The following is a 24,580-nucleotide window of genomic DNA, read 5'->3' on the forward strand; positions in this document are numbered from 1 at the left end:
CTGTATGAGCGACAACCTGATCGAGATCCGCGACCTGTGCGTCGCCTTCAGCGGCCAGAGCGTGGTGCGTAACCTCAGCCTGGAAGTACGCCCCGGCGAGTGCCTGGCGCTGGTCGGTGAGTCGGGCTCGGGCAAGTCGGTGACGGCGCATTCGATTTTGCAACTGCTGCCGGAAGGCGGCACGCACACCACCGGCTCGGTAAAGTATCGCGGCCAGGAGTTGATCGGCGCTTCGCCGGCGACCCTGCAAAAACTGCGCGGCAACCGCATTGCGATGATTTTTCAGGAGCCGATGACCTCGCTTAACCCGCTGCACAGCATCGAAAAACAGATCGGCGAAACCTTGCTGTTGCACAAGGGCTTGGGCGGCAAGGCGGCGCAGGCGCGCATCCTCGAATTGCTTGAACTGGTGGGCATCCAAAAGCCGCAGGAACGCCTCAAGGCTTACCCGCATCAACTCTCCGGCGGCCAGCGCCAGCGTGTGATGATCGCCATGGCGCTGGCCTGCGAGCCGGAACTGCTGATCGCCGACGAACCCACCACCGCACTCGACGTGACCGTGCAGCGCAAGATCCTGCTGCTGCTCAAGTCGCTGCAACAACGTTTGGGCATGTCATTGCTGCTGATCAGCCACGACCTCAACCTGGTGCGCAGCATTGCCCAGCGTGTGTGCGTGATGCGCGCCGGCGAAATCGTCGAACAGGCCGATTGCCAAGCGCTGTTCAGTGCCCCGCAACACCCTTACAGCCGCCTGCTGCTGGACGCTGAGCCTGCGGGCAACGCGCTGTGCAGCGAGGCGCGCGAAACGGTGTTGCAGGTCGACGACCTCAGCGTGCAATTCCCCTTGGGCGGTGGCATGTTCCGCCGCAAGACCTACTTGCGCGCGGTGGATGGCATCAGCCTCAGCGTGCAGCGCGGCAAGACGCTGGGGATTGTCGGCGAGTCCGGCTCGGGCAAGTCCACCTTGGGCCAGGCGATCCTGCGGTTGCTCGACTCCACCGGCAGCATCCGCTTTCAGGGTGAAGCGCTTCACCTGCTGAGCCATCAGCAAATGCGCCCGTGGCGCAAACAGATGCAGGTGGTGTTCCAGGACCCTTACGGCAGCCTCAGCCCGCGCATGTCGGTTGCGCAGATCATCAGCGAAGGCCTGGAGGTGCACGCGCCGTGCAGCCTCGCCGACCGCGACGCGCAGGTGGTTCAGGTGCTCAAGGACGTGGGCCTCGACCCCGCCAGCCGGCATCGCTACCCGCATGAGTTTTCCGGCGGCCAGCGCCAACGCATTGCCATCGCCCGCGCGCTGGTGCTGAAACCTGCGCTGATGCTGCTGGATGAACCGACGTCCGCGTTGGACCGCACGGTGCAAAAGCAGGTGGTCGAGTTGTTGCGCGAGTTGCAGGAAAAGTATGGCCTGACGTACCTGTTTATCAGCCATGATCTGGCGGTGGTGCGCGCGATGGCACACGACATGATCGTGGTCAAGGATGGCAAGGTGGTCGAGCGCGGCGCCAGCCATGCTGTCTTTGAATCGCCGCAGCACCCGTACACTCAGGAATTGCTCGCGGCGGCGCATATTCCGCTGTAGGCGGCCGGGTCCTGGCTATGGCTTTTGATAGATCAAAAGCCGGTTTAGAGTACACAGCAGATCTGCTTTTTGCTTTCTGTTGACCACATTCTGCATTGCATGAGGTGTTCATGACCCCATTGAACGGCAAGACCGCCCTGGTTACCGGCTCCACCAGCGGCATCGGCTTGGGTATCGCGCTGAGCCTGGCCAAGGCTGGCGCCAACGTTATCCTCAACGGCTTCGGCGACGCCTGCGCGGTGATCGCGCAGGTGCAGGCGTTTGGCGGCAAGGTCGGCCATCACCCGGCCGACGTCAGCGACCCGGCGCAGATCGCCGACATGCTCGCCTACGCCGAGCGCGAGTTCGGCGGCGTCGACATTCTGGTCAACAACGCCGGTATCCAGCACGTGGCGGCGGTGGAAGACTTCCCCGCCGAGCGCTGGGATTCGATCATCGCGATCAACCTGTCGTCGGTGTTCCACAGCACGCGCTTGAGCCTGCCGGGCATGAAGGCCAAAGGCTGGGGGCGCATCGTCAATGTCGCCTCGGTGCACGGCCAGGTCGGCTCGGTGGGCAAGGCCGCCTATGTAGCGGCCAAGCACGGCGTGATTGGCTTGACCAAAGTGGTGGGCCTGGAAACCGCCACCAGCAACGTCACCTGCAACGCCATTTGCCCAGGCTTTGTGCTGACGCCGCTGGTGCAAAAGCAGATTGATGACCGCGCCGCCAACGGCGTGAGCCCGCAGCAGGCACAACATGATTTGCTCGCCGAGAAACAGCCGTCGCTGGCGTTTGTGACGCCGCCGCAGTTGGGCGAGCTGGTGTTGTTTTTGTGCAGCGAGGCTGGCAGCCAGGTACGCGGCGCCGCATGGAATATCGACGGCGGCTGGCTCGCCCAGTAAACCCCGACCTTGCGGCAAGAGGCGATCAAAGATGAAAGGTTTCAGCACCCACGCACAGTTTTGAAGACTCAGCGCCACGGCGTGCTATTTTTCGGGGGTAGTCAGCCGCTGCCCTCTCACGGGATAATCGGCTTTTGTCATATTTCAGAGTGCTATGCGTAGGGTTTTTACATGAATGGAACAGCCACCGGTAGCGAAGCCGCTGCATTGATTGCGCGGCTGGACTGGGCGCAAAGCCCCCTCGGTGAGGCCAATGAGTGGCCGCAAAGCCTGCGCACGGCCGTGGACATCGTCGTCAATTCACCGATGCCGATGCTGCTGCTGTGGGGCAGCCAACTGACTCAGCTCTACAACGACGGTTTTGCCGCGCTTGCGGGTAACAAACACCCCGGCGCGATGGGCCAGCCAGCGCATGAGACCTGGCCGGAGCTGATCAGCTTCACCGCGCCGATCTACGCCGCCGTGCTGGGCGGCCAGGTGCGCACCTTCAGCGAACAGCGCTTTGTGCTGCAACGCAATCACCGCGACACCGAGATCTGGCTCGACCTGACGTACAGCCCGATCCGCGATGAAAGCGGTGCGGTCGCCGGTATTCTGGTCACCACCATCGAAACCAACGAGCGCCGCAGCAAAACCCTCGAACTGCAACAGCGCTCCGAAGACAGCCTCAAGGCCCAACACAATACTGAGCAACGCCTGCAACTGGCGCTGGCCGCCACCGATGCGGTCGGCACCTGGGATTGGGACATCGGCGAAGACCACTTTATCGCCGACGCGCACTTCGCCTACCTGCACGGCGTCGACCCGAGTGACGCCGGCCTGCTGCCGATCAGCGACTACCTGCAAGGCGTGCACCCCGAAGACCGTGGCACGGTCGCCAGAAGCATCAAGCATTGCATCACCTTCGGCACCGAATACGCCGAGGAATACCGCTTGCTGCAAGCCGACGGCCAAGTGCGCTGGGTGTTTGCCCGCGGCCGTTGCTACAAGGACCCACACGGCCGCCCGGCGCGGTTTCTGGGCGCCGCGCTGGACCTGACCGAGCGCAAGCACACCGAGCAGGCGCTGCGCCAAAGCCAGACCGAGTTGCAGTTGATCATCAACGCCATGCCGGTGTTGATCGGCTATGTCGACCACGAACAGCGTTTTCGCCTGAACAACAGCGCCTACCTCGACTGGTACGGCATGACCCCGCAGGAGCTGTACGGCAAGAGCATCCGCGAAGTACTCGGCGACGAGGTGTATGCCGGGCGCGAGGATAAAATCACCGCCGCGCTCAACGGCAAGGCCTGCAGTTTTATGACCGTGACGCCGCATCAAGACGGCAGGCCGCGGCATGCGTTGATGAAGTACCTGCCGCGCTTCAGCAATGACGGCTCGGTCAACGGCTTCTACATTTTTGTGATCGACGAGACCGAACGCAAACTCACCGAAGAAGCCCTGCGCCACCTCAACGAGAACCTCGAAGAGCGTGTGGCCCAGCGCACCCAGGCGCTGGCTGAGGCCAACCAGCGCCTGCAAAATGAAATGTTCGAACGCGAGCGCGCCGAAGACGCGTTGCGCCATGCGCAAAAAATGGAAGCGGTGGGCCAGCTTACCGGCGGCATCGCCCACGATTTCAACAACATGCTGACGGGAATTATCGGCAGCCTCGACCTGATGCAGCGCTACATCGCCGCCGGGCGCAGCGACGAGATCGGCCGGTTTACCGAGGCCGCCGTGGCGTCCGCGCACCGTGCAGCCGCCCTGACCCACCGGCTGCTGGCGTTCTCACGCCGCCAGTCGCTGGACCGCCAGCCGCTCGACCCCAACCAACTGGTGGCGTCGCTGGAAGAGTTATTCCGCCGCACCAAAGGCGCGCACATCGCGCTAAAGGTGCAATTGGGCAAAGACATCTGGGCGGTCAACACCGACGCCAGCCAATTGGAAAACGCCCTGCTCAACCTGGTGATCAACGCGCGCGACGCAATGCCCGACGGCGGTGAAATCCTCATCGAAACCGCCAACAGCTACCTGGACGGCACCGACATCACCACCCTCGAACCGGTCAAGGCCGGCGACTACGTGATGCTCGGCGTGTGCGACAACGGCACCGGCATGGCCCCGAAAATTCTCGCCAAGGCGTTCGACCCGTTTTTCACCACCAAGCCCATCGGCCAGGGCACCGGCCTTGGGCTGTCGATGATCTACGGGTTTGCGCAACAGTCCGGTGGCCACGTGACCATTCAAAGCGAACCCGGCCAGGGCACTTGCGTGCGCTTGTACCTGCCGCGCCTGCACGGCACCGCGCTGGAAAGCAACCTGCCGGAACATTTGGGCGAAGCCCCGCTGGCGCTGGCTGGCGAAGCCGTGGTGGTGGTCGAGGATGACCCCGCCGTGCGCATGCTGGTGGTCAACGTGCTCAACGAACTCGGCTACACCGCCCACCAGGCAGCGGATTCGCGCACGGCGCTGCCGTTGCTGGAATCGGATTTGCGCGTGGACTTGCTGGTCACCGACGTCGGCCTGCCGGGCATGAATGGCCGCCAACTGGCGGAAATCGCCCGCCAGCACCGGCCGGGCCTGCGCGTATTGTTCATGACCGGTTACGCCGAAAAAGCCGCCGAACGCCAAGGCTTTCTGGAGGACGGCATGGACATGGTGGCCAAGCCGTTTTCTGTCGACGTGCTGGCGACAAAAATCCGCGGCATGATCAACGATGATGAGTGACTTCAGGCATAATCGCGCGCCCTTACGTTTGACCGTTGCAAGGTAACCGGATGAAAGCCCAAGCCCGTCATATTCTGGTGAAAACCAGTGAAGAAGCTGAACAGCTCAAGCAGCGTATCGCCCAGGGTGAAGCGTTTGATGTGTTGGCCAAGAAACACTCGACCTGCCCGTCCGGCAAGCGCGGCGGCGATTTGGGCGAGGTTCGGCCAGGGCAGATGGTCGGGGCGATCGACGCGGTGATTTTCAAGAAACCCCTGCGCGTGGTGCACGGGCCGATCAAGAGCAAGTTTGGGTACCACTTGGTGCAGGTGTTCTACCGCGATTGAGTGTTTGGCTTGAGACTGCTATCGCAAGCGAGCCAGCTCCCACAGTTGACCGCGTTTCAACTGAAGGAATGCCGTCAATGTGGGAGCCGGGCTTGCCCGCGATCCGCCGCAGGCGGCCATACACCCGCTACCTCGGAATCAGCGCACCCGGTACCTGGATAACCCGGCTGGCCAAGCGATGTCCGGCCAACGCGGCTTGCTCAGGCGAGCCTCCCGTGAGCCGACTGGCCAAATACGCCGCACTGAACGAATCCCCCGCCGCCGTCGTGTCCACCACCTTCTCAACCCTTAACGCCGGCACCGCAAAACGCTGCCCTGCGCAGCGAATCAAACACGCATCCGCACCGCGCTTGAGCACCACCTCCTCAATCGCCGGGTACGCCGCAAACACCTGCTCACTGCCCTCATACCCAAACAACGCACACTCGTCATCCTCCGTCAGCAAAGCCATGTCGACCTGCGCCAACACCTGCTGATACGCCGCACGCGCCGCCGCCACGCTGGCCCACAAACGCGGCCGGTAGTTGTTGTCGAACACCACCTTGCCCCCGCGTTTACGGGTTTCGATCAGCGCTTGCAGTAAACGCTCACGCCCCATCTGCCCCAACACCGCCAAGGTGATGCCGCTGAAATACACCACGGCGTAATCCGGCAACGCGGCCAGGATCGGCTCGGCCGCCGGTGTGGTGAAACAGTCACGCACCGCCGCCTCGTTGCGCCAGTACAGAAACTTGCGCTCGCCATTCGCGTCCGTCTGGATGCAGTACAAACCCGGCAAACGCCCCGGCAGGCGCTGCACCAGGCCCAACCCCAAGCCTTCTTCAGCCCAGTGCTTGCACATGGCGTCGCTGAAACTGTCGTCGCCCAACGCGGTGACGTAGTCAACGCTGGCGCTGTCGCCCAGCTCGCGGCGCAGGTACACGGCCGCGTTCAACGTGTCGCCGCCGAAGCTTTGATGCAGGCTGCCGTCGGCGCGGTGTTGCAGTTCGATCATGCATTCGCCGATCAGGGCGATGCGCGGTTGCGGGCTCATGCTGAGGTCTCCGGTGAATGGTGGGGCCTCATCGCGAGCAAGCCCGCTCCCACAGTGGAAATGTGAATACATTCAATTGTGGGAGCGGGCTTGCTCGCGATAGGCGCGACGCGGTCTAAAAACAGGTGTGCAAAGACTCGATCACTTGCAGTTGCTCATCCACCAGGCAGCCCACTTGCCACTTGTCGAAGGTCAGGCAAGGGTGCGAGGTGCCGAATGAAATGATGTCGCCGATCCTCAGCTCAACCCCCGGCGCCACACGCATAAACGCGTGCTGGTCCATCACCGCGGTAACGCTGCACGCCGTCACATCATCGCCTTGCGCCGGCACAATACCGGCCCTGTAGCGCATCAGCGGCACCGGCAAACCGGCGTCATAGGCCACGTCGCGCTTGCCCAGGGCAATCACCGCAAACCCTGGCTCGGGCAACGATTGCACATGCGCCCAGACTTCCAGCGCCGGGCGCAGGCCTTCAGCCAGGTCGCTGCGACGCTCGAGCACGCAACATTGCGCATCCTTGTAGATACCGTGGTCGTGCGCCACGTAACTGCCAGGGCGCAGCACGCTGAGGAAGCGCCCCGCAGCGTTTTGCGCTTCGAACGACTCGGCGATCAGGTCGTACCAGGCCGAACCCGATGCCGTCACAATCGGTGTGGCCAGATCGAAAGCGCCGTCGTCTTGCAGGTCCACCGCCAAGCGCACCAGGCTGGCGGCAAACCCGCGGATGCCGCTGACAGCGTGATCACCGTGGATCACGCCTTCGTAGCCTTCGATACCGGTAAGGGCCAGCGCGGGCTGGGCCTTGATCGCCTTGGCGAGGTCGCGCACTTGCTGCTCGCTGCGGCACCCGCAGCGGCCGCCGAGCACGCCGTATTCGATCATTACGTTCAGGCGCAGGCCACGGGCGGCGAAGAACAGGCCGAGGTCGGCGACGTTGTCCGGGTGGTCGACCATGCAATGGAAGTCGAAACTCGGGTCAGCCAGCAGGTCGGCGATCAACGCCATGTTCGGCGCCCCCACCAGTTGGTTGGCCATCAACACGCGGCGAATACCACCGGCATACGCGGCCCGCGTTTGTACGGCGTTCGCCAGCGTGATACCCCAGGCGCCCGCCTCGATCTGGCGCTGAAACAGCGCAGGCATCATGCTGGTTTTGCCATGGGGCGCCAGTTGCGCACCGCTCTGGCTGACAAACGCCTGCATCCAGCGAATGTTGTGTTCCAGCGCGTCACGGTGCAGCACCATGGCCGGCAGGCTGACATCACGGACCAGGTGGGCGCCAACGGCGGCGGCGCCTTTTTCAACGGCGTTGAGGGCTGACATGCAATAGCTCCTATTCGTTAATGCGACGGGCCAGGTGGTTGGCGCTGTCGATCAACACCCGGCGATAGTCACTGTAATTTTTGAGCGCATCGGCGCGCGGGGCGACGATGCACAAGGTCGCGATGCTGATGCCCTGCGCATCCCGCACCGGGGCGGCGAAGCAATGGGTAAAGGTGTCCGCCACGCTGTCGAAGGAGAAAAAGCCATCGAGGGTGGCCTGACGGATCTGCGCCAGAAAGGTTGGCAGCGCCAGGCGCTGGCCGTCCGGCAGGATGAAGTCGTCGCTGTCGATCAAGTCGATGATTTGCTGGTCGCTCAAGTGCCCCAGCAGCAGGCGCCCGGAGGCTGTCCACGGGATGGGTGCGTTTTCGCCGATGTCTGAAGAAATACGAAAATGCCGCTCGCCTTCGCGCATCAGCGCCACCGTGTATTTACGCCCGTTGAGCAGGCACATCTGCGCAGTTTCGTGGGTTTGGCTGACGATTTCCTGCAGGGCGTGGTCGGCCTCGCGGGTCAGGTCGAAATGGCGCAAGTGCGCCTGACCAAGAAAGTACAGTTGGCGGCCGAGGTAGACGTGGCCGTCCTTGCCGACTGTTTCGAGGATGCGCCGTTCGAGCAACGAGGCGACCAGTTCGTAGACCGTGGATTTGGGGCTGCCGATGCCGCTGGCAATATCATTCGGGCGCAGCGGCTGGCGGACTTCCTTGAGAAAATCGAGGATATCGAATGCACGGTCCAGGCCTTTGGCGCGGCGTTTGATGGTGTCTTCGGTCATGGCAGTGTCGGTCCGGTCATAGTTGTATGCTGCACAGCGAAACCCTGTGGGAGCGGGCTTGCCCGCGATGGCGGTGGTTCAGTCGCACATGGGTTGCCTGACACGCCGTCATCGCAGGCAAGCCAGCTCCCACATTGGATTCTGGGTGGTCTTAAGATCGCTGCATTTAGCCTTTTTTCTTGTAGGCCACGCAATCAATCTCAACCTTGCAATCGACCATCATGTTGGCCTGCACACAGGCACGCGCCGGTGCGTGTTCCGGGGTGAAATACTCACCGAACACCTTGTTGAAACTCCAGAAGTCGCGAGGGTCTTCCAGCCATACGCCGACGCGCACCACGTCTTTGAGCTCAAAGCCGGCCTCTTCAAGAATCGCCACCACGTTGCGCATAGTCTGGCGGGTTTGCTCAACAATGCCGCCGTTGATGATTTCACCGTCCACCGCCGGCACCTGGCCCGAGACGTAGAGCCAGCCGTCGGCTTCCACCGCACGCGCGAAAGGACGGGGTTGGCCGCCGCCAGCGGTGCTGCCGGTGCCGTAACGAGTAATGCTCATAAAATTGCTCCTGATTAAAAACGAATGTTCTTCAAAAATTCCGCCAGGCGCGGCGATTGCGGGCGTTCGAAGATGTCCTTCGAGGTGCCCTGCTCTTCAATGCGGCCCTGGTTCATGAACACGATCTTGTCCGAGACCTCGTAGGCAAACCGCATCTCGTGGGTGACCAACAGCATGGTCATGCCCTCTTCCGCCAACCCCTTGATCACGCTGAGCACTTCGCCGACCAGCTCCGGATCGAGCGCCGAGGTGACTTCGTCGAACAGCATCAAGCTGGGGTTCATGGCGATGGCGCGGGCAATCGCCACGCGTTGTTGCTGGCCACCCGAGAGCTGGCCGGGGAAGTGGTTGCGCCGCTCCAGCAGGCCGACGCGGTCGAGCCATTTTTCAGCCAGCGCCACCGCCTCGTCCTTGCCCATTTTTTTGACCTTGAGCAGGCCGAGGGTAACGTTTTGCAGGGCACTGAGGTGCGGGAACAAATTGAATTGCTGGAACGCCATGCCGGTCATCGCGCGGTGCTGGGCAATCACCCGCTCGGGGTGGCGCACGCGTTTGCCGGCGATGTCGCTGTAGCCGATGGACTCGCCGTCGAGGGTGATCTGCCCGCCCTGGAATTCTTCCAGCAGGTTCACGCATCGCAACAGCGTGGTTTTGCCCGAGCCGCTGGAGCCGATCAAAGTCACCACGTTACCGCGCTGCATGGACAGGTCGACGCCCTTGAGCACTTCCACCGCGCCGTACTGTTTGCGCAGGCCGCGAATGTTCAGCAGCGGTTGGTTTGTAAGAGGTTGGTTCATGGCAAGGCCACCCGCTTTTCAATGTAGCGCCCGAATAACTCGATGGCGTAGTTGATGACAAAGAACAGAAACCCGGCGAACAGGTAGAACTCCAGGGTCATGAAGGTGCGCGCGATCACTTGCTGAGTGCTCAGCAGCAATTCAGCCACGCCGATCACCGAGAGCAAGGTCGAGGCCTTGACGATTTCCGTGGAAGAATTGACCCACGTGGGCAATATCTGCCGCAGCGCCTGGGGTAACAGCACGTAAGCGAGGGACTGGTAGAACGTCAGGCCAATCGCCCTGCCCGCTTCCAGTTGCCCACGCGGAATGGCTTGCAGCGCGCCGCGCACGATTTCCGACACGTGCGAGCCACAGAACAAGGTCAACCCGACCGCACCGGCCTGGAACGCGCTGATTTGCCAACCGAGCGCCGGCAGCATGTAGAAACACGCCAGCACCAGCACAAACACCGGCGTGCCGCGGATCAGGTCGACATACAGACGAAACGGCGCGCGCATCCAGAACTTGCCGTAGGTCAGCACCAACCCGGCGACGATGCCGATCAGCGTGCCAAAAAAAATCGCCAGCGCCGAGCAATACACGCTGGTCTGAAACCCCGCCCAGAGGGTATCCCGGGCGACCCACAACTCATGCAACCAGCTTGGGGACTCGTACATGGAACCCCTCCTTAACGACGGATCGCCAAACGCTGTTCCAGGTATCGGAGCAGCATGGCAATGAAGTAACAGGCCGCCACGTAGAGCGCGGTCGTGACCATCCAGGTTTCAATCACCCGGTAGCTTTCGACGTTGATCTTGCGGGCGTAATACGTCAGTTCCGGCACCGCGATAGCGGCGGCCAGCGAGGTGTCCTTGAACAGCGAAATAAAGTTGTTCGACAGCGCCGGCAACACGTTACGCAGCATCACCGGCACGGTGATGTAGGCGCGAATACGCCACTCACCCAAGCCGATGGCCAAGCCGGCTTCACGCAGGCCCTTGGGAATATTCAGCAGCCCGGCGCGGAAAACTTCGGTGAGGTAGGCACCGGCGTACAACGACAAGGTGATGATGAATGAAGGGATTTTATCCAGGCGAATCCCCAGCGACGGCAATGCGAAATAGATCAGCAAGATCAGCACGAGGATCGGCGTGTTGCGGATCACCGTCACATACACCGAGGCGAACAGTCGCAACGCGCGGTGCCTGGACAGCATGGCAAACGCCATCATCAGGCCGATCACGCAGCCAATCGCGATCGACAGCAAGGCCAGTTCGAGGCCCAGACCGAGCCCCGCCAGCAAGCTGGGGAAATCACGCCACACGGCGGCAAAATTCAACTCATAGTTCATGGTCGGCAGTACCTGAAGCGGGGCGCCAAACGCAGCGCCCCCGGTTTACACGTCACTTGAATTCAACAGGAAAACCAATCGCAGGCTCTGGCAGGTCGACACCGAACCATTGCTTGAACGAGGCCTTGTAGGTAGGGAACTCCACACCGGTCATGGCTTCATGCAGCGCGGTGTTGACGAAGTTCAGCCAGTCCTGGTCGCCACGCTTGACCGCGCACGCGTAGGTTTGCGGGCTCCATGCGTAGGCCGGGCTGCGGTAGCGGCCGGGGTTCTGCACCATCAGGTATTTGACCGAAGACTGGTCGGTGGCGGCGGCATCGGCGCGGCCCGAGTTGACTGCCTGGTACATCAGGTCGACGCTGTCGTATTGGTCAACCTTGGCTTTTGGCAGCGCCTGGTGCACCAGTTCTTCGGCGTAAACGTTTTGCAGCACAGCCACAGTGATGCCGTCGCCCGCCGCTTGCAGGTCTTCGATTTCCTTGTACTTGCTGTTGTTCGGCAACAGCAGGCCGACGCCTTCGCGGTAGTACGGCAAGGTGAACGCCACCTGTTGCGCACGGCTGGCGGTGACGGTGATGAACTGGCAACTCATGTCGACCTTGTCGGTCAGCAAGTTGGGAATGCGTGCGTCGGACGACTGCACCACGAACTCGACCTTGCTCGGGTCGTTGAACAACCCTTTGGCCACAATGCGGCCGATGTCGATATCAAAACCCTGCAACTTGCCATCCGCTCCCTGGAAGTGCCACGGCGCATTGGTACTGCCTGTACCGACGATCAGATGCCCACGTTTGAGCACATCGTCCAGCTTGCTGCCCGCAGCCTGCACAGTGCTGGCGAGGCAAGCCGATGCGGCGAAGAGAAAAACACACGCTTTAAACACGGAAGGTCGGTGATGCATGACAAGCACTCCAGGAGTTGTGTATTCCGCTATACCGGAACTTGGTATGTAACAACGGAATAAACAGCAGAAAGTGTGCCACACGCAGCAACACAAAAATATGACAGGTACAAATACGTTAAAAATCAGCCAGATAAATCTTTAAACGCCAGGCGGCGTTGCGCCAGCACTTGGCATCAAATTGCTACCCAACGCCCCACCCTGCGGTGAAAGGCCCCACGCGAGTGCGCTATCAGGGCGTTACCGCGCACGAATGCAGCACGCGGCGGCGTGGAAAATTCCCGGCGTTGGGCTAGCCTTGGCACATCAGCCCGACAAGGACCCGTTTGCCATGAAGCTGCGTCTCACTGTGCTTGTATTGTGCTTTCTGGCGGCCGGCAGCGCCTCGGCCAGTAACGACCGCCGCGAATGCAAAGAAGAACTGCGAAAGCTCAAGGAAGCTTTCAGCACCAACTACACCAGCCAGAACCACCATGGCTACCGGCAGGCGAAGGCCTCCAGGGACAATGAGGAATACCGCAAATGTGCGAGCCAGGCGCGCAAGGCACGCGAGCGCGTGGAGCGTGCGCAGGACGCGTGAACACCGGGCACCCTGTGAAGGTTGACAGTAGACGCGGGTGATCTGTGGGCCTAGTGTCGGTCACGCCCACTATTGCCCAGGAGTCAAACTGTGATGGTAATTGCCAGCGCAACCATTGCCAATGCAGAGGATTATCAAAGAATTCTGAGTACACCTCACCCGGTATTCTTGTTATTTGCCTCGCAACACTGCTTTGCCTGCCCGGATGCCGTGGAGTTATTCGAATTGGTCGCCGCTCGATACCCGCTCGCAGTGAGCCTGGTGCTGGACTGCGAAAACACCCCGAGACACCCCGAAGTGAGCGGTACCCCGACGCTATTGGTGTATCTCAACGGGCAATTGCAGGAAAAACTCAAGGGCTTTGGCGATTACGAGGGCCAGGCAAAGCGTCTGATGCGCACGTTCAAACGCTACGCCACAAGCGATACCCTCGCGACTACTCGCCTGCACGCCGCCGACTAATAATCGCAAGGTTTGATGCACCTTTAGCCGAGCCAACAGCCGCCAAACCAGAGCGCTGCCCTCGCGCCGAGTGTGTGCCGATTGCGCGATCTTCAATCGCACGGCTTTACCCGGCAGCTACTTACTGGATAATGGCGGGGAGCCGCGACTGCGCATTGTCAGCGATCGGCTTCCCCTTCTGGCTTCGATGGATTTTTAAACCTGTATGGACACTTCGCCTCTTCCACAAAACCGTCTTAACATCGCAATCACCAAAATCATGGCCGGAATCAGCGCCACGCTTGGCGCCATGTGGGCACTGATCACCTATGTTTTTCCTGACCCCAGCGTATTTGGTTTTGGCTTCGTCAATTGGAAGAACCTGATCCTGCTCATCAGCGTATTTCTGTTCCTGGCAGCATTGTCTATCGGCTGGCAGGCGCGCCGTTTGCCAGACGCGATGAAAGGCACACTTTCGTTGATCCTTGCAGCCTTGCTGGCTGGCGGGTTCTTTACCCTCGGCAGTGAATACGCCAAACCCACCTTCGAATTTGCGCAGTCGCAAAAGCTGATCGTGGAAAATGATGGGGCCAACTTGTTCGGCAAGCGTATCGAGTTGGTCGATGGCGTGCGAATCGAACTGGTGGAATGCGAGCAGATTGGCCAAGCCCCCAGTTGCGTGCTGGAACTGACCAATACCAATGTTGACCGTGATTTGCGCGGAATCAGTAACAGCACCTTGTTTGAAAAAACCGGTGGCTCGCTGGATATCGATCAACTGCAGGTTGGTCAAACGAAAATCAAGAGCTGGAATGATTTCCCCTTGGTGCGCAATGTGCCGACCCGCATCACCCTGATCTTCCAGCCGGTACGCGGCAAGCTGGAGAGTATTCCCGCACTCAAGGTCAAGTTCCGCAGCCTCAAGGGTGAGGACAACGTGGTGAAGTTCAGTGATGTAGCGGTTAACTGAAGAGCAGCGGCATGATCGATGAGTCTTGGACCGCTCGCGCAGGCCACCCAGGGACGGCAGCCTGAGCAGTGCGTTTCGCGCTGTTCAGCGGATGCTTGATCTTCATCGCCGAACGCATCTGAATGATGACTCAGACACGCGCAGCCAGCGATGCACTATCAATCTGCATCGCTGCGCTGCCGGTCAAGCAGCCTCAGCTCGACGCAAAAGCACTTGAGTCACCCGCCGCTCCTCCACCGCCGCCACGGTAAGGCGCCAGCCTTCATGCTCAAGGCTGTCGCCCACCGCAGGCAGGCGGTCGAGCAGGCTCATGACCAAGCCCGCCAGGGTTTGATAGTCCTCGGTGGCGACGGCTTTGAAGTCGGTGCGTTGACGAACCAGGTTCAGGTTCAAGGCGCCGTTGGCGCGAAACCCATCGCCGTCCTCGACAATGTCCGGCCCTTCGATTTCGCTGGCATCGGGTAACTCGCCGGCGATCGATTCGAGGATGTCGGTCATGCTCAACACGCCCATGAAGTCGCCGAATTCGTTGATCACGAAGGCAATGTGCGTCGATTCCTGACGCATTTGTTCCAAGGCGTTGAGAATCGAAAAACTCTCCAGCAGGTTGATCGCACGGCGTGCCAGGTGCTCAAGGTTTGGTTCGGTGCCGGCCAAGTATTCCTTGAGCAGCTCCTTTTTGTGCACAAAACCCAACGGCTCGTCGACTGCGCCGTTGCGAATCAACGGCAGGCGCGAGTAAGGCGAGTGCATCAACTTCAGGCGGATAGTCTCGGCGTCGTCGGCCAAATCAATACAGTCGACCTTGGCGCGCGGCGTCATCAGGCTGCGGATCGGCCGCTCGGCCAATTGCAACACGCCACTGATCATCACGCGTTCGCGTCGATCAAACAGTGGGCCTTGGGTAGCGTCGGGCTCGCCGAGCAAGTCAGCCACCTCATCACCCACTTCCTCCACCGCCAGGCTGCGGCCGCCGAGCAAACGCATCACCGCATGCGCGGTGCGTTCGCGCACCGGCAACACGCCTTGCGCCGACTTCTTGCGGCGCGAACGGGCAATCTGGTTGAACATCTCGATCAGAATCGAGAAACCAATCGCGGCGTACAGGTAGCCTTTTGGAATATGGAAGCCCAAGCCTTCGGCGGTCAGGGCAAAACCAATCATCATCAGGAAGCCCAGGCACAGCATGATCACCGTCGGGTGCGCATTGACGAACCGCGTGAGCGGCTTGCTCGCGACGATCATCAGGCCGATGGATACGATCACCGCGATCATCATCACCGCCAGCTCATCGACCATGCCGACGGCAGTAATCACCGCGTCGAGCGAGAACACCGCGTCGAGCACCACGATCTGCGCCACGATCGGCCAGAACATCGCATAGGCCACATTGCCCGAGCGCTGCGCCACATGCCCTTCAAGACGTTCGTGCAATTCCATGGTGGCCTTGAACAGCAGGAACACACCACCAAACAGCATGATCAGGTCGCGGCCAGAGAAGCTCTTGTCGAACACCTCGAACAGCGGCTGAGTAAGCGTGACCAACCAGGAAATACTCGCAAGCAAGCCGAGGCGCATCAACAGCGCCAGGGACAAACCGATCAAGCGCGCCCGGTCACGCTGCTCGGGCGGCAACTTGTCGGCCAGAATCGCGATAAACACCAGGTTGTCGATGCCCAGCACCAGCTCCAGCACAATCAACGTCAACAAGCCAAGCCAGGCCGTTGGGTCCGCTAACCATTCCATTTATAGGGTCTCTTTATTGATGTTCAGAATGCCGGGCACGGCAAAGTGCGGTCAGTCGACCGGCGCATGGTTAGCCGTGGGTATACGGGGTGCTTCAGCGGGAACAGAGGCAGTGGCGGTCTTGAGGAAAGACGACTGGGAGGCTCCGAGAGGGTGTTCATGCAAGTCCTGCACTAAGAAAAGGACTTGAATCGTACAACCGAAACACGGATTTCCTACAACGCAAAACTATTACAAAATCTGTAAGCGCAACAGCGATGCTCGTTCCCACGCTCTGTGGGAACGATCGACTCGCACACCGTTTGATCTGTGTTGAATCAAGGCTTTCGGGTGGCGTCGTCCAGCGCCAGAATCGTGTGCGCGTTGGTCACCGTGGTCGCCAGCGTGTTGATCACGCCCGAGCGCAGTGCGCCAAGCGTCGCCGCGGCCTTGGTGTTCTCGCTGGCAATCGCGACCACGTCCGGAATGCGAAACAGCTCTTGCACCGTCAGCCCGATCACCCGCCCTTGAATCGCGTTGACCGCAGGCTGGCCGTGGATGTCGATGAAGTCGTAGCCCATCATGTCGCCGACGGTGCCGGACAAGCGCGCCTGGGCAATTTCCTGCGGCGAGAACCAGCCCATGCGCACCATGTTGCTGTTTTCGCTCATGTCGCCGATGCCGATCAGCGCAATGTCCGCGCGTCGCGCCCGGTCCAGCGTCGAACGCACCGTGTCGTTGTTGATCAGCACCCCACGCAGCTCCGGGTTGGCCACCAGCGCCGGGGCGTACAGGCTTTCGCTTTCGCCGCCAAAACGCAGGGCCAGGCGCCGGCAGATATGGTCGGGGTTCATGTATTCACCGGCCTTGAGCGAACCGCCGATGGCGCAGACAAATGTGCAATTGCGCGTCACCGGCAAAAACACGTTATCGGCCACCGCACCGACGTTACGCCCCATGCCCACGGCGACGATCATGCCGTCGCTCAGGGTCTTGTTCAGGTAGTTGGCGACCAGGCTGGCGACGGCCGAGCGCTGCGTGTCGGGGTCGCTGTGGTCGACGGCGATCAAGGCGCGGTCGAGCTTGAAGCGCTCGACCAGCGCCCGCTCCAATTCGTTGTTCATCGCCGGGTGCTGCAATACGCGCACCTCGACAATGCCTTCATCGCGCGCACGTTTGAGCAAGCGGCTGACTTTCGCGCGCGACAGGTCGAAGCGCTTGGCAATCGCCTCCTGAGTGACGTTCTCAAGGTAATAGAGCATCGCCACTTCGGTCATTTGATCGATATCGCTGGCGATACGCTGGGTACTGTCACTCATGGGGACGGGCTTCCGTTTCGACGTCAAAGGCGCATTCTCCCGACTCTTGCCCCGTGCCGTCCACTATTGATGCCCATCGCGCTCGATCGCATTGATGCGCTCGACCTTGGCCCCGGAGCGCGCCGCTTCGAACTCCGATTCAAGGAACGACTTGACCACGCTTTTGGCCAACTCCGCGCCGATCACCCGCGCGCCGATGGACAGGATCTGCGCATCGTTGCTCTTGCGCGCGCGCTCCGCCGAATAGGTGTCGTGGGCCTGGGCCGCGCGAATGCCGAGGACCTTGTTGGCCGAAATCGCCATGCCGATTCCGGTGCCGCACACCAGCACGCCCAGCCGTTGCTGCCCGGCATTAATCGCGCTGGCCACGGCCAGGGCGATGTCCGGGTAAAGCACCGGCGCGGTGGAATGGGTGCCGAAGTCGGTCACCGGGTAACCCAGCGCCTCGATATGGCGCTTCAACAGCTCTTTGAGCTCAAAACCCGCTTCATCGCATCCGATAGCCACCGGGAAAGGTGTGTTCATGGCGTCTGGCTCCGCTGCCGTGATCGTATTTTAGAATGATCATATGATCACTCGATGAAATTTCACTCAGTCATTTCTCAAGTATTCACTCGCTTCTGTCAAGCAAGTTTTAGCTGACTTGGCAGTCAAAGCCCTATAGGCAGGCGTTATTGACAGTTGACCTGAGATTTACAGGTTTTATCTGAAACAGATTGACTGATCAGAATTTCATTTGATACACATATGATCACAGCGAAACATGACTGTGCGACCTAATAAGAATTCACAGCACGAGGACACGCCAATGGCCACGCCATTACTGCTCCAGGCTGAACACGTCGCCAAGGCTTACGCCGGGGTGCCTGCCCTGCGTGACGGGCGCCTCTCCCTGCGGGCCGGCAGCGTTCATGCGCTGTGTGGCGGCAATGGCGCGGGCAAGTCGACCTTCCTGAACATTTTGATGGGCATCACCGCGCGGGATGCCGGCAGCATTTTGCTCAACGGCGCGCCCGTGCAGTTCAACCGCCCGAGTGAAGCGTTGGCGGCGGGGATCGCGATGATCACCCAAGAGCTCGAACCCATCCCCTACATGAGCGTCGCCGAAAACATATGGTTGGGCCGCGAGCCGCGCCGCGCCGGCTGCATCGTCGACAGCAAGGCGCTCAACCGGCGCACCCGCGAGCTGCTCGACAACCTGGAGTTCGAGGTCGACGCCAGCAGCCCCATGCATCGCCTGAGCGTGGCGCAGATTCAACTGGTGGAAATCGCCAAAGCGTTCAGCCATGACTGCCAAGTGATGATCATGGACGAACCGACCTCGGCCATCGGCGAGCGCGAGGCCGAAACGCTGTTCAAGGCCATCCGGCGCCTCACTGCGCGCGGCGCCGGCATCGTGTATGTGTCGCACCGCTTGAGCGAACTGGCGCAGATCGCGGATGACTACAGCATCTTTCGCGATGGCGCCTTTGTCGAAAGCGGGCGCATGGCCGACATCGACCGCAACCACTTGGTGCGCGGCATTGTCGGCCAGGAACTGACGCGCATCGACCACAAGGTCGGCCGCGAATGTGCCGCCGCCACCTGCCTGCAAGTCGACCACCTGAGCCGCAACGGCGAGTTCCACGACATCAGCCTGCAACTGCGCCAGGGTGAAATTCTCGGCATTTACGGCCTGATGGGTTCAGGGCGCAGCGAGTTCCTCAATTGCATTTACGGCCTCACGGTCGCGGACGCAGGCAGCGTGACCCTGCAAGGCAAACCGATGCCCATCGGCATGCCCAAAGCAACGATCAGCGCCGGTGTGTCGCTGGTCACCGAAGACCGCAAAGACAGCGGCCTGATACTCACCGGCAGCATTCTGTCGAACATCGCGTTGTCGGCCTACAAGCGCCTGTCGAGTTGGTCGCTGATCAATGCGCGCAAGGAAACCGAACTGGCACAAGAGATGGTCAAGCGCCTGCAGATCAAGGCGACCTCACTGGCGTTGCCGGTGGCCTCGATGAGCGGCGGCAACCAGCAAAAAGTCGTGCTCGCCAAATGCCTGTCGACCGAGCCGGTGTGCCTGCTGTGCGATGAGCCGACCCGCGGCATTGATGAGGGCGCCAAGCAGGAGATTTATCACCTGCTGGACCAGTTTGTGCGCGCCGGCGGCGCGGCCATTGTGGTGTCGTCAGAAGCCCCGGAATTGCTCCACCTGAGTGATCGCATCGCGGTATTCAAAGGCGGCCGGCTGGTGACCATCAGCAGCGACACCGCCCTTTCCCAGGAAGCCTTGTTGAGTCTTGCCTCATGACTGCCAAAACCCTGACTGCACCGATTACTGCCGCGCCGCGCAACCGCCTGCGGGTGTCCCTCGACCGCTTTGGCCTGCCACTGGTGTTTATTTTGCTGTGCGTGGTGATGGCGTTTTCCAGCGAATACTTCATGACCTGGCGCAACTGGATGGACATCCTTCGCCAGACCTCAATTAACGGCATCCTCGCCGTGGGCATGACCTACGTGATCCTGACCAAGGGCATCGACTTGTCGGTGGGCTCGATCCTGGCCTTTGCCGGGCTGTGCAGCGCTATGGTCGCAACCCAGGGCTACGGCGTGCTGGCGGCGGCGAGTGCGGGGATGTTTGCTGGCGCGATGCTCGGCGTGGTCAACGGTTTTATGGTCGCCAACCTGTCGATCCCACCGTTCGTGGCCACCCTCGGCATGCTCAGCATCGCGCGGGGCATGACCTTCATCCTCAACGACGGCAGCCCGATTACCGACCTGCCCGACACTTACCTGGCACTCGGCATCGGCAAGATCGGCCCGATTGGGGTGCCCATCGTGATCTTCGCCGTGGTCGCGCTGATTTTCTGGATGGTTCTGCGCTACACCACTTATGGCCGTTATGTGTACGCGGTGGGCGGCAATGAAAAGAGCGCGCGCACCTCGGGCATCGGTGTGCGCAAGGTCATGTTTTCGGTGTACGTGGTCTCGGGTTTGCTCGCAGGCCTGGCCGGCGTGGTGTTGTCGGCACGCACCACCTCTGCCCTGCCGCAAGCCGGGGTTTCCTATGAGCTGGACGCAATCGCCGCAGTGGTCATCGGCGGCACCAGCCTGTCGGGCGGCACCGGCAGCATTGTCGGCACGCTGTTTGGCGCGCTGCTGATCGGCGTGATCAATAACGGGCTGAACCTGCTCGGGGTTTCGTCTTATTACCAACAGGTCGCCAAGGGCCTGATCATCGTGTTCGCAGTACTGATAGACGTGTGGCGCAAGAAAAAACGCTAGTCGCTTTTGCCCAAAAAAATGAACTGAACGACCCACAACAATAAGCGGAGTTCTCACCATGAAAGCTGGAATGTCTTTGGCTGCTGTCGCGGCCCTCTCCCTGCTCGCCAGCAGTATCGCCCTGGCGGCCGATGGCAAGACCTACAAAATCGGCGCCGCCGTCTACGGCCTCAAGGGCCAGTTCATGCAGAACTGGGTGCGCGAATTGAAGGAGCATCCGGCGGTCAAGGACGGCACCGTGCAACTGACCGTGTTCGACGGCAACTACGACGCGCTGACCCAGAATAACCAAATCGAAAACATGGTGACCCAGCACTACGACGCCATCCTGTTCGTGCCGATCGACACCAAGGCGGGTGTCGGCACCGTGAAGCAAGCCATGAGCAACGACGTGGTGGTGATCGCCTCGAACACCAAAGTCGCCGATGCCGCCGTTCCGTATGTGGGCAATGACGACGTCGAAGGCGGCCGTTTGCAGGCCCAGGCCATGGTCGACAAGCTCAAGGGCCGAGGCAACGTGGTGATCATTCAAGGCCCGATTGGCCAGTCGGCGCAAATCGATCGCGAAAAAGGCGAGCTGGAAGTGTTGGGCAAGCACCCCGACATCAAGATCATCGAGAAAAAGACCGCCAACTGGGACCGCGCCCAGGCCATGACGCTGACCGAAGACTGGCTGAACGCCCACCCCAAAGGCATCAACGGTGTGATCGCGCAGAACGACGACATGGCCCTCGGCGCCGTGCAGGCGCTGAAATCGCACGGGTTGACCTCCAAAGAGGTGCCGGTGACCTCGATTGATGGCATGCCGGACGCGATCCAGGCGGCGAAAAGAGACGAAATCACTACGTTCCTGCAAGACGCACAGGCGCAATCCCAAGGCGCGCTGGACGTGGCTTTGCGCGCGCTGGCGGGCAAGGACTACACGCCGCAGTCGGTGATTTGGCAGCGCTATGCCAAAGACCTGAAATGGGGCGATGGCACGGCCAAGAACTACATATTGCCGTGGGTGCCGGTGACCAATGCCAACGCCGACGCGCTGTACAAACAAGTCAGCGGCGGCAAGTAACGGATCAAAAAGTGGAGTCACTTACATGTCTGGATTCTGGAACCAAGCCTTCGACCTCAGTGGCCGTTGCGCAGTGATCACCGGCGGCGCCGCCGGGATCGGCCTGGCCTGTGCCAGCCTGCTGGTGGAGCGCGGCGCGCGTGTGGCCTTGCTCGACCGCGACCCGGCAGTGGTCGACGTCGCGGCCAGCCTGGGCGCCGGGCATTTGGGCATTGCCGTCGACCTCAGCCGGGTCGACCAGATACACAGCACCATCGACACCGTGTTCGAGCATTTCCAACGCCTGGATTACTTGATCAACAGCGCCGGCATCGCCCTGCTCGACAAGGCCATGGATGTCAGCGAAAGCGCCTGGGACAGCACCTTGAACATTAACCTCAAGGCCAGCTTTTTCGTGGCCCAGGCCTGCGCCAAACACATGCTCGCCGGCGGCCACGGGCGCATCGTCAACCTCGCCTCGCAGGCCGCCGTGATTGGCCTGGACCGCCACGTCGCGTACTGCGCCAGCAAAGCCGCAATCGTCGGCATGACCAAAGTATTGGCGATGGAATGGGCGCCGCAGATCAACGTCAACGCCATCTCTCCGACCATCGTCGAGACCGCGCTGGGTAAAAAAGCCTGGGCCGGTGAAGTCGGTGAGCGGGCCAAATTGCAGATTCCGGCGGGGCGTTTTGCGCAGCCGGAAGAAATTGCCGGGCTGGCGCTGTACCTGCTCAGCGATGCCGCGCAGATGATCACCGGCGCCAACATGCTGATCGACGGCGGCTACAGCATTCAGTAATTCATCTTTTGTCGTGAGGTTTTGTCATGTCCAACGTCACCGAAAGCACACCCGAACAACGCGCGCCGAGCATCCCCAAAACCATGCAGGCCGTGGTCTGCCATGGTCCGGAAGACTATCGCCTGGAAACCGTCGACGTGCCCACGCCTGGCCCCGATGAGATTCTGACCAAAGTCGAGCTGTGCGGTATTTGCATGGGCGACATCAAGACCTATCGCGGCGCGCCGTCGTTTTGGGGCGATGCCGAGCAACCGCGCTACGTCAAACCGCCAATGATTCCAGGGCATGAATTTGTGTGTCGCGTGGTTGCCCTCGGCCCCGGCGCAGAAAAGCGCGGAGTCAAGGTCGGCGACCGGGTGATCTCGGAACAGATAGTGCCGTGCTGGGGCTGCCGCTTCTGCAATCACGGGCAGTACTGGATGTGCCAGAAGCATGACCTCTATGGTTTCCAGAACAATGTGCAAGGCGCCATGGCGCAATACATGATCTTCACCAAGGAAGGCATCGTGCATCAGGTGCCGGACTCGATTGCGCCGGAAGAGGCGATTTTGATCGAACCGCTGGCCTGCTCACTGCACGCGGCCGAACGCGCCAATGTCGATTTCGACGACGTGGTGGTGGTGGCCGGCGCCGGCACGCTGGGCTTGGGTATTATCGGTGCGGTGCGCCTGCGCAACCCGAAAAAACTCATCGTATTGGACATGAAACCCGAGCGCGCCGCCCTCGCCCTGCGCATGGGCGCCGACGAGGTGTGGAACCCGGCCGAAGTCGACGTGCTGACCAGGATCCGTGAAATTACCGACGGTTATGGTTGCGACATTTATATCGAAGCCACCGGGCACCACAAAGCCGTGAACCAAGGCTTGGCGATGCTGCGCAAGCTTGGGCGTTTTGTTGAGTTCAGCGTGTTTAATGACGAGGCCACGGTGGACTGGTCGATCATTGGCGACCGCAAGGAACTGGACATCCTCGGCTCGCACTTGGGGCCGTACATGTACCCGCGCGCCATCGACTTTATCGGCAACCGCAAGATCGACATGCGCGACGTGGTGACCCACACGTTTGCACTGGCGGACTTCAAGGAAGCGTTCGCGGTGATGGAGCGCGGCGACAAATCGCTCAAAGTCGTCTTGCAGCCCTGAGCCCAAACAGCGCCGCCGCTTGATCTTTTGTGCCTTTGAAAACAACAACAGGACACCGCGTTATGAATCGAGTCATCAACGATCCAGACCAAGTGGTCGAAGACATGCTGCGCGGGATTCTGCTCGCGCACCCCGAACTGCACCAATACGAAAGCAACCCGCGGGTGATCGTCAAAGCCGAACCGTCTGCGCAAGGCCGTGTCGGCATCGTCACCGGCGGCGGTTCAGGGCATGAACCGGCCTTCCTCGGCTATGTCGGCCCGGGCTTGGTGGACGCCGTGGCGGTCGGCGAGATTTTCTCCTCGCCCACCGCCAAAAGTTTCTTCGATGCCTTCCGCGCGGCCGAGCGTGGCGCGGGCGTGGCCTGCCTGTACGGCAACTATGCCGGCGACAATATGAACGTGAAGCTGGCGATGAAAATGGCCGCCAGCAAAGACCTGCACATCCGCACCGTGGTGGCGAATGACGACGTGGCCTCCGCGCCCAAGGCCGAGATCGCCAAACGGCGCGGCGTGGCCGGGGAGATCTTCATGTGGAAGGTCGGCGGTGCCGCCGCCGCACACCAGTATGATTTGGACGGGGTTATTCGCGTCGCGCAGAAGGCGGTGGACCACTGCCGCTCGATTGGCATCGGCCTGACGCCCTGCACCATTGCCGCCGTGGGCAAGCCGAATTTCCAGATTGCCGATGGCCAGATGGAATTAGGCATCGGCCACCACGGCGAACCGGGCATTCAGGTCATCCCCATCGAATCCGCCGCTGCGATGGCCGAGCGCATGCTCGCGCCGATCCTCGCCGACCGCGATTTCAGCCAGGACGACAGCGTGGTGGTCTTGGTCTCGGGCCTCGGCGCGACACCGGTGATGGAGCTGTACATTTTTTACGCCGAAGTGGAACGCCAGCTCAAGGCCAAGGGCTTGCAGATTCACCGTTGCTACGTAGGCAACTACTTCACCTCCCTGGAGATGATGGGCGTGACCCTGACCCTGCTCGGCCTCGATGCCGAACTGAAAACCCTGATCGACCACCCCTGCCGTTCCATCGGCATGACCCAGGCGGAATGAAC

At 60.9% G+C, this 24,580-nt stretch carries 24 protein-coding genes; 13 read left to right on the plus strand and 11 right to left on the minus strand.

All coding sequences use genetic code 11. The features are described from left to right. Positions 1 to 4: 4 nt before the first annotated feature. From AO240_RS21685 to AO240_RS21700, 4 genes are all read left to right on the plus strand, one after another. Positions 5 to 1,582, plus strand: a complete 1,578-nt coding sequence (locus AO240_RS21685) for an ABC transporter ATP-binding protein (protein WP_099239115.1) — start codon at positions 5 to 7, stop codon at positions 1,580 to 1,582. A gap of 110 nt (positions 1,583 to 1,692) precedes the next feature. Further along, positions 1,693 to 2,466, plus strand: coding sequence for a 3-hydroxybutyrate dehydrogenase (locus AO240_RS21690; protein ID WP_099239117.1), 774 nt, complete (start codon positions 1,693 to 1,695; stop codon positions 2,464 to 2,466). 171 nt (positions 2,467 to 2,637) lie between these two features. Further along, positions 2,638 to 5,175: a PAS domain-containing protein gene (locus AO240_RS21695; protein WP_099239119.1), complete on the plus strand. Its 2,538-nt coding sequence runs from the start codon at positions 2,638 to 2,640 to the stop codon at positions 5,173 to 5,175. A 50-nt stretch (positions 5,176 to 5,225) separates the two neighbouring features. Then, positions 5,226 to 5,501, plus strand: coding sequence for a peptidylprolyl isomerase (locus AO240_RS21700; protein ID WP_058412597.1), 276 nt, complete (start codon positions 5,226 to 5,228; stop codon positions 5,499 to 5,501). A gap of 127 nt (positions 5,502 to 5,628) precedes the next feature. Here the strand turns inward: AO240_RS21700 and AO240_RS21705 are convergent, their stop codons facing one another. From AO240_RS21705 to AO240_RS21740, 8 genes are all read right to left on the minus strand, one after another. Next, positions 5,629 to 6,534: a sugar kinase gene (locus tag AO240_RS21705; protein ID WP_099239121.1), complete on the minus strand. Its 906-nt coding sequence runs from the start codon at positions 6,532 to 6,534 to the stop codon at positions 5,629 to 5,631. Between the two features lie 115 nt (positions 6,535 to 6,649). Then, positions 6,650 to 7,858, minus strand: a complete 1,209-nt coding sequence (locus AO240_RS21710) for an amino acid deaminase (protein WP_099239123.1) — start codon at positions 7,856 to 7,858, stop codon at positions 6,650 to 6,652. Between the two features lie 10 nt (positions 7,859 to 7,868). After that, positions 7,869 to 8,633, minus strand: a complete 765-nt coding sequence (locus AO240_RS21715) for an IclR family transcriptional regulator (RefSeq protein ID WP_099239125.1) — start codon at positions 8,631 to 8,633, stop codon at positions 7,869 to 7,871. Between the two features lie 166 nt (positions 8,634 to 8,799). Next, positions 8,800 to 9,189: a RidA family protein gene (locus AO240_RS21720; protein WP_099239127.1), complete on the minus strand. Its 390-nt coding sequence runs from the start codon at positions 9,187 to 9,189 to the stop codon at positions 8,800 to 8,802. A 14-nt stretch (positions 9,190 to 9,203) separates the two neighbouring features. Further along, positions 9,204 to 9,986 (minus strand): amino acid ABC transporter ATP-binding protein, encoded by a 783-nt coding sequence (locus AO240_RS21725; protein WP_099239129.1) that lies wholly within the window; start codon positions 9,984 to 9,986, stop codon positions 9,204 to 9,206. Continuing rightward, positions 9,983 to 10,645, minus strand: coding sequence for an amino acid ABC transporter permease (locus AO240_RS21730; RefSeq protein ID WP_058412603.1), 663 nt, complete (start codon positions 10,643 to 10,645; stop codon positions 9,983 to 9,985). The genes AO240_RS21725 and AO240_RS21730 overlap by 4 nt, the downstream gene beginning before the upstream one ends. Before the next feature lie 11 nt (positions 10,646 to 10,656). Continuing rightward, positions 10,657 to 11,319 (minus strand): amino acid ABC transporter permease, encoded by a 663-nt coding sequence (locus AO240_RS21735; protein WP_058412604.1) that lies wholly within the window; start codon positions 11,317 to 11,319, stop codon positions 10,657 to 10,659. A 52-nt stretch (positions 11,320 to 11,371) separates the two neighbouring features. Beyond that, positions 11,372 to 12,220 carry a transporter substrate-binding domain-containing protein gene (locus AO240_RS21740; RefSeq protein WP_058412605.1) on the minus strand — a complete coding sequence of 283 codons (849 nt, stop codon included), beginning with the start codon at positions 12,218 to 12,220 and terminating at the stop codon, positions 11,372 to 11,374. Positions 12,221 to 12,551: 331 nt separating this feature from the next. Between AO240_RS21740 and AO240_RS21745 the strand changes: the two genes are divergently transcribed. The 3 genes from AO240_RS21745 to AO240_RS21755 all read left to right on the plus strand — a co-directional run bounded on the left by AO240_RS21745 (position 12,552) and on the right by AO240_RS21755 (position 14,211). Continuing rightward, a complete protein-coding gene (locus AO240_RS21745; RefSeq protein ID WP_099239131.1) occupies positions 12,552 to 12,800 on the plus strand; it encodes a hypothetical protein in 249 nt (82 codons plus the stop codon). Between the two features lie 93 nt (positions 12,801 to 12,893). After that, positions 12,894 to 13,262, plus strand: a complete 369-nt coding sequence (locus AO240_RS21750) for a thioredoxin family protein (RefSeq protein ID WP_099239133.1) — start codon at positions 12,894 to 12,896, stop codon at positions 13,260 to 13,262. A 205-nt stretch (positions 13,263 to 13,467) separates the two neighbouring features. Continuing rightward, complete coding sequence (locus AO240_RS21755) at positions 13,468 to 14,211, plus strand: hypothetical protein (RefSeq protein ID WP_256586021.1); 744 nt, start codon at positions 13,468 to 13,470, stop codon at positions 14,209 to 14,211. A gap of 183 nt (positions 14,212 to 14,394) precedes the next feature. Here the strand turns inward: AO240_RS21755 and AO240_RS21760 are convergent, their stop codons facing one another. From AO240_RS21760 to rpiB, 3 genes are all read right to left on the minus strand, one after another. After that, a complete protein-coding gene (locus AO240_RS21760) occupies positions 14,395 to 15,957 on the minus strand; it encodes a TerC family protein (protein ID WP_099239135.1) in 1,563 nt (520 codons plus the stop codon). Between the two features lie 317 nt (positions 15,958 to 16,274). Continuing rightward, complete coding sequence (locus AO240_RS21765; protein ID WP_058412610.1) at positions 16,275 to 17,255, minus strand: sugar-binding transcriptional regulator; 981 nt, start codon at positions 17,253 to 17,255, stop codon at positions 16,275 to 16,277. A 63-nt stretch (positions 17,256 to 17,318) separates the two neighbouring features. Then, positions 17,319 to 17,780, minus strand: a complete 462-nt coding sequence (gene rpiB / locus AO240_RS21770; protein ID WP_099239137.1) for a ribose 5-phosphate isomerase B — start codon at positions 17,778 to 17,780, stop codon at positions 17,319 to 17,321. Between the two features lie 283 nt (positions 17,781 to 18,063). On the opposite strand from rpiB, the gene AO240_RS21775 reads away from it, so the two are divergent. From AO240_RS21775 to AO240_RS21800, 6 genes are all read left to right on the plus strand, one after another. Beyond that, positions 18,064 to 19,551, plus strand: a complete 1,488-nt coding sequence (locus AO240_RS21775; protein ID WP_099239139.1) for a sugar ABC transporter ATP-binding protein — start codon at positions 18,064 to 18,066, stop codon at positions 19,549 to 19,551. Next, a complete protein-coding gene (locus AO240_RS21780; protein ID WP_099239141.1) occupies positions 19,548 to 20,525 on the plus strand; it encodes an ABC transporter permease in 978 nt (325 codons plus the stop codon). Before AO240_RS21775 ends, AO240_RS21780 begins: the two co-directional genes overlap by 4 nt. Positions 20,526 to 20,583: 58 nt before the next feature. Further along, on the plus strand, positions 20,584 to 21,591 hold the full coding sequence (locus AO240_RS21785; RefSeq protein ID WP_099239143.1) for a substrate-binding domain-containing protein: 1,008 nt from the start codon (positions 20,584 to 20,586) through the stop codon (positions 21,589 to 21,591). Between the two features lie 25 nt (positions 21,592 to 21,616). Then, a complete protein-coding gene (locus AO240_RS21790; protein ID WP_099239145.1) occupies positions 21,617 to 22,372 on the plus strand; it encodes an SDR family oxidoreductase in 756 nt (251 codons plus the stop codon). 26 nt (positions 22,373 to 22,398) lie between these two features. Beyond that, positions 22,399 to 23,514: an alcohol dehydrogenase catalytic domain-containing protein gene (locus AO240_RS21795; RefSeq protein ID WP_099239147.1), complete on the plus strand. Its 1,116-nt coding sequence runs from the start codon at positions 22,399 to 22,401 to the stop codon at positions 23,512 to 23,514. A 62-nt stretch (positions 23,515 to 23,576) separates the two neighbouring features. Further along, complete coding sequence (locus AO240_RS21800; RefSeq protein WP_099239149.1) at positions 23,577 to 24,578, plus strand: dihydroxyacetone kinase subunit DhaK; 1,002 nt, start codon at positions 23,577 to 23,579, stop codon at positions 24,576 to 24,578. Positions 24,579 to 24,580: the final 2 nt, after the last annotated feature.

It is taken from the genome of Pseudomonas sp. ICMP 460, assembly GCF_002723595.1.
Lineage (GTDB): Bacteria > Pseudomonadota > Gammaproteobacteria > Pseudomonadales > Pseudomonadaceae > Aquipseudomonas > Aquipseudomonas kitaguniensis.

Excerpts from the sequence above, each read along its gene's own strand:
- AO240_RS21685 (WP_099239115.1), top strand. The coding sequence starts at position 5 with ATGAGCGACAACCTGATCGAGATCCGCGACCTGTGCGTCGCCTTCAGC.
- AO240_RS21690 (WP_099239117.1), top strand. The coding sequence starts at position 1,693 with ATGACCCCATTGAACGGCAAGACCGCCCTGGTTACCGGCTCCACCAGC.
- AO240_RS21695 (WP_099239119.1), top strand. The coding sequence starts at position 2,638 with ATGAATGGAACAGCCACCGGTAGCGAAGCCGCTGCATTGATTGCGCGG.
- AO240_RS21700 (WP_058412597.1), top strand. The coding sequence starts at position 5,226 with ATGAAAGCCCAAGCCCGTCATATTCTGGTGAAAACCAGTGAAGAAGCT.
- AO240_RS21705 (WP_099239121.1), bottom strand. The coding sequence starts at position 6,534 with ATGAGCCCGCAACCGCGCATCGCCCTGATCGGCGAATGCATGATCGAA.
- AO240_RS21710 (WP_099239123.1), bottom strand. The coding sequence starts at position 7,858 with ATGTCAGCCCTCAACGCCGTTGAAAAAGGCGCCGCCGCCGTTGGCGCC.
- AO240_RS21715 (WP_099239125.1), bottom strand. The coding sequence starts at position 8,633 with ATGACCGAAGACACCATCAAACGCCGCGCCAAAGGCCTGGACCGTGCA.
- AO240_RS21720 (WP_099239127.1), bottom strand. The coding sequence starts at position 9,189 with ATGAGCATTACTCGTTACGGCACCGGCAGCACCGCTGGCGGCGGCCAA.
- AO240_RS21725 (WP_099239129.1), bottom strand. The coding sequence starts at position 9,986 with ATGAACCAACCTCTTACAAACCAACCGCTGCTGAACATTCGCGGCCTG.
- AO240_RS21730 (WP_058412603.1), bottom strand. The coding sequence starts at position 10,645 with ATGTACGAGTCCCCAAGCTGGTTGCATGAGTTGTGGGTCGCCCGGGAT.
- AO240_RS21735 (WP_058412604.1), bottom strand. The coding sequence starts at position 11,319 with ATGAACTATGAGTTGAATTTTGCCGCCGTGTGGCGTGATTTCCCCAGC.
- AO240_RS21740 (WP_058412605.1), bottom strand. The coding sequence starts at position 12,220 with ATGCATCACCGACCTTCCGTGTTTAAAGCGTGTGTTTTTCTCTTCGCC.
- AO240_RS21745 (WP_099239131.1), top strand. The coding sequence starts at position 12,552 with ATGAAGCTGCGTCTCACTGTGCTTGTATTGTGCTTTCTGGCGGCCGGC.
- AO240_RS21750 (WP_099239133.1), top strand. The coding sequence starts at position 12,894 with ATGGTAATTGCCAGCGCAACCATTGCCAATGCAGAGGATTATCAAAGA.
- AO240_RS21755 (WP_256586021.1), top strand. The coding sequence starts at position 13,468 with ATGGACACTTCGCCTCTTCCACAAAACCGTCTTAACATCGCAATCACC.
- AO240_RS21760 (WP_099239135.1), bottom strand. The coding sequence starts at position 15,957 with ATGGAATGGTTAGCGGACCCAACGGCCTGGCTTGGCTTGTTGACGTTG.
- AO240_RS21765 (WP_058412610.1), bottom strand. The coding sequence starts at position 17,255 with ATGAGTGACAGTACCCAGCGTATCGCCAGCGATATCGATCAAATGACC.
- rpiB (WP_099239137.1), bottom strand. The coding sequence starts at position 17,780 with ATGAACACACCTTTCCCGGTGGCTATCGGATGCGATGAAGCGGGTTTT.
- AO240_RS21775 (WP_099239139.1), top strand. The coding sequence starts at position 18,064 with ATGGCCACGCCATTACTGCTCCAGGCTGAACACGTCGCCAAGGCTTAC.
- AO240_RS21780 (WP_099239141.1), top strand. The coding sequence starts at position 19,548 with ATGACTGCCAAAACCCTGACTGCACCGATTACTGCCGCGCCGCGCAAC.
- AO240_RS21785 (WP_099239143.1), top strand. The coding sequence starts at position 20,584 with ATGAAAGCTGGAATGTCTTTGGCTGCTGTCGCGGCCCTCTCCCTGCTC.
- AO240_RS21790 (WP_099239145.1), top strand. The coding sequence starts at position 21,617 with ATGTCTGGATTCTGGAACCAAGCCTTCGACCTCAGTGGCCGTTGCGCA.
- AO240_RS21795 (WP_099239147.1), top strand. The coding sequence starts at position 22,399 with ATGTCCAACGTCACCGAAAGCACACCCGAACAACGCGCGCCGAGCATC.
- AO240_RS21800 (WP_099239149.1), top strand. The coding sequence starts at position 23,577 with ATGAATCGAGTCATCAACGATCCAGACCAAGTGGTCGAAGACATGCTG.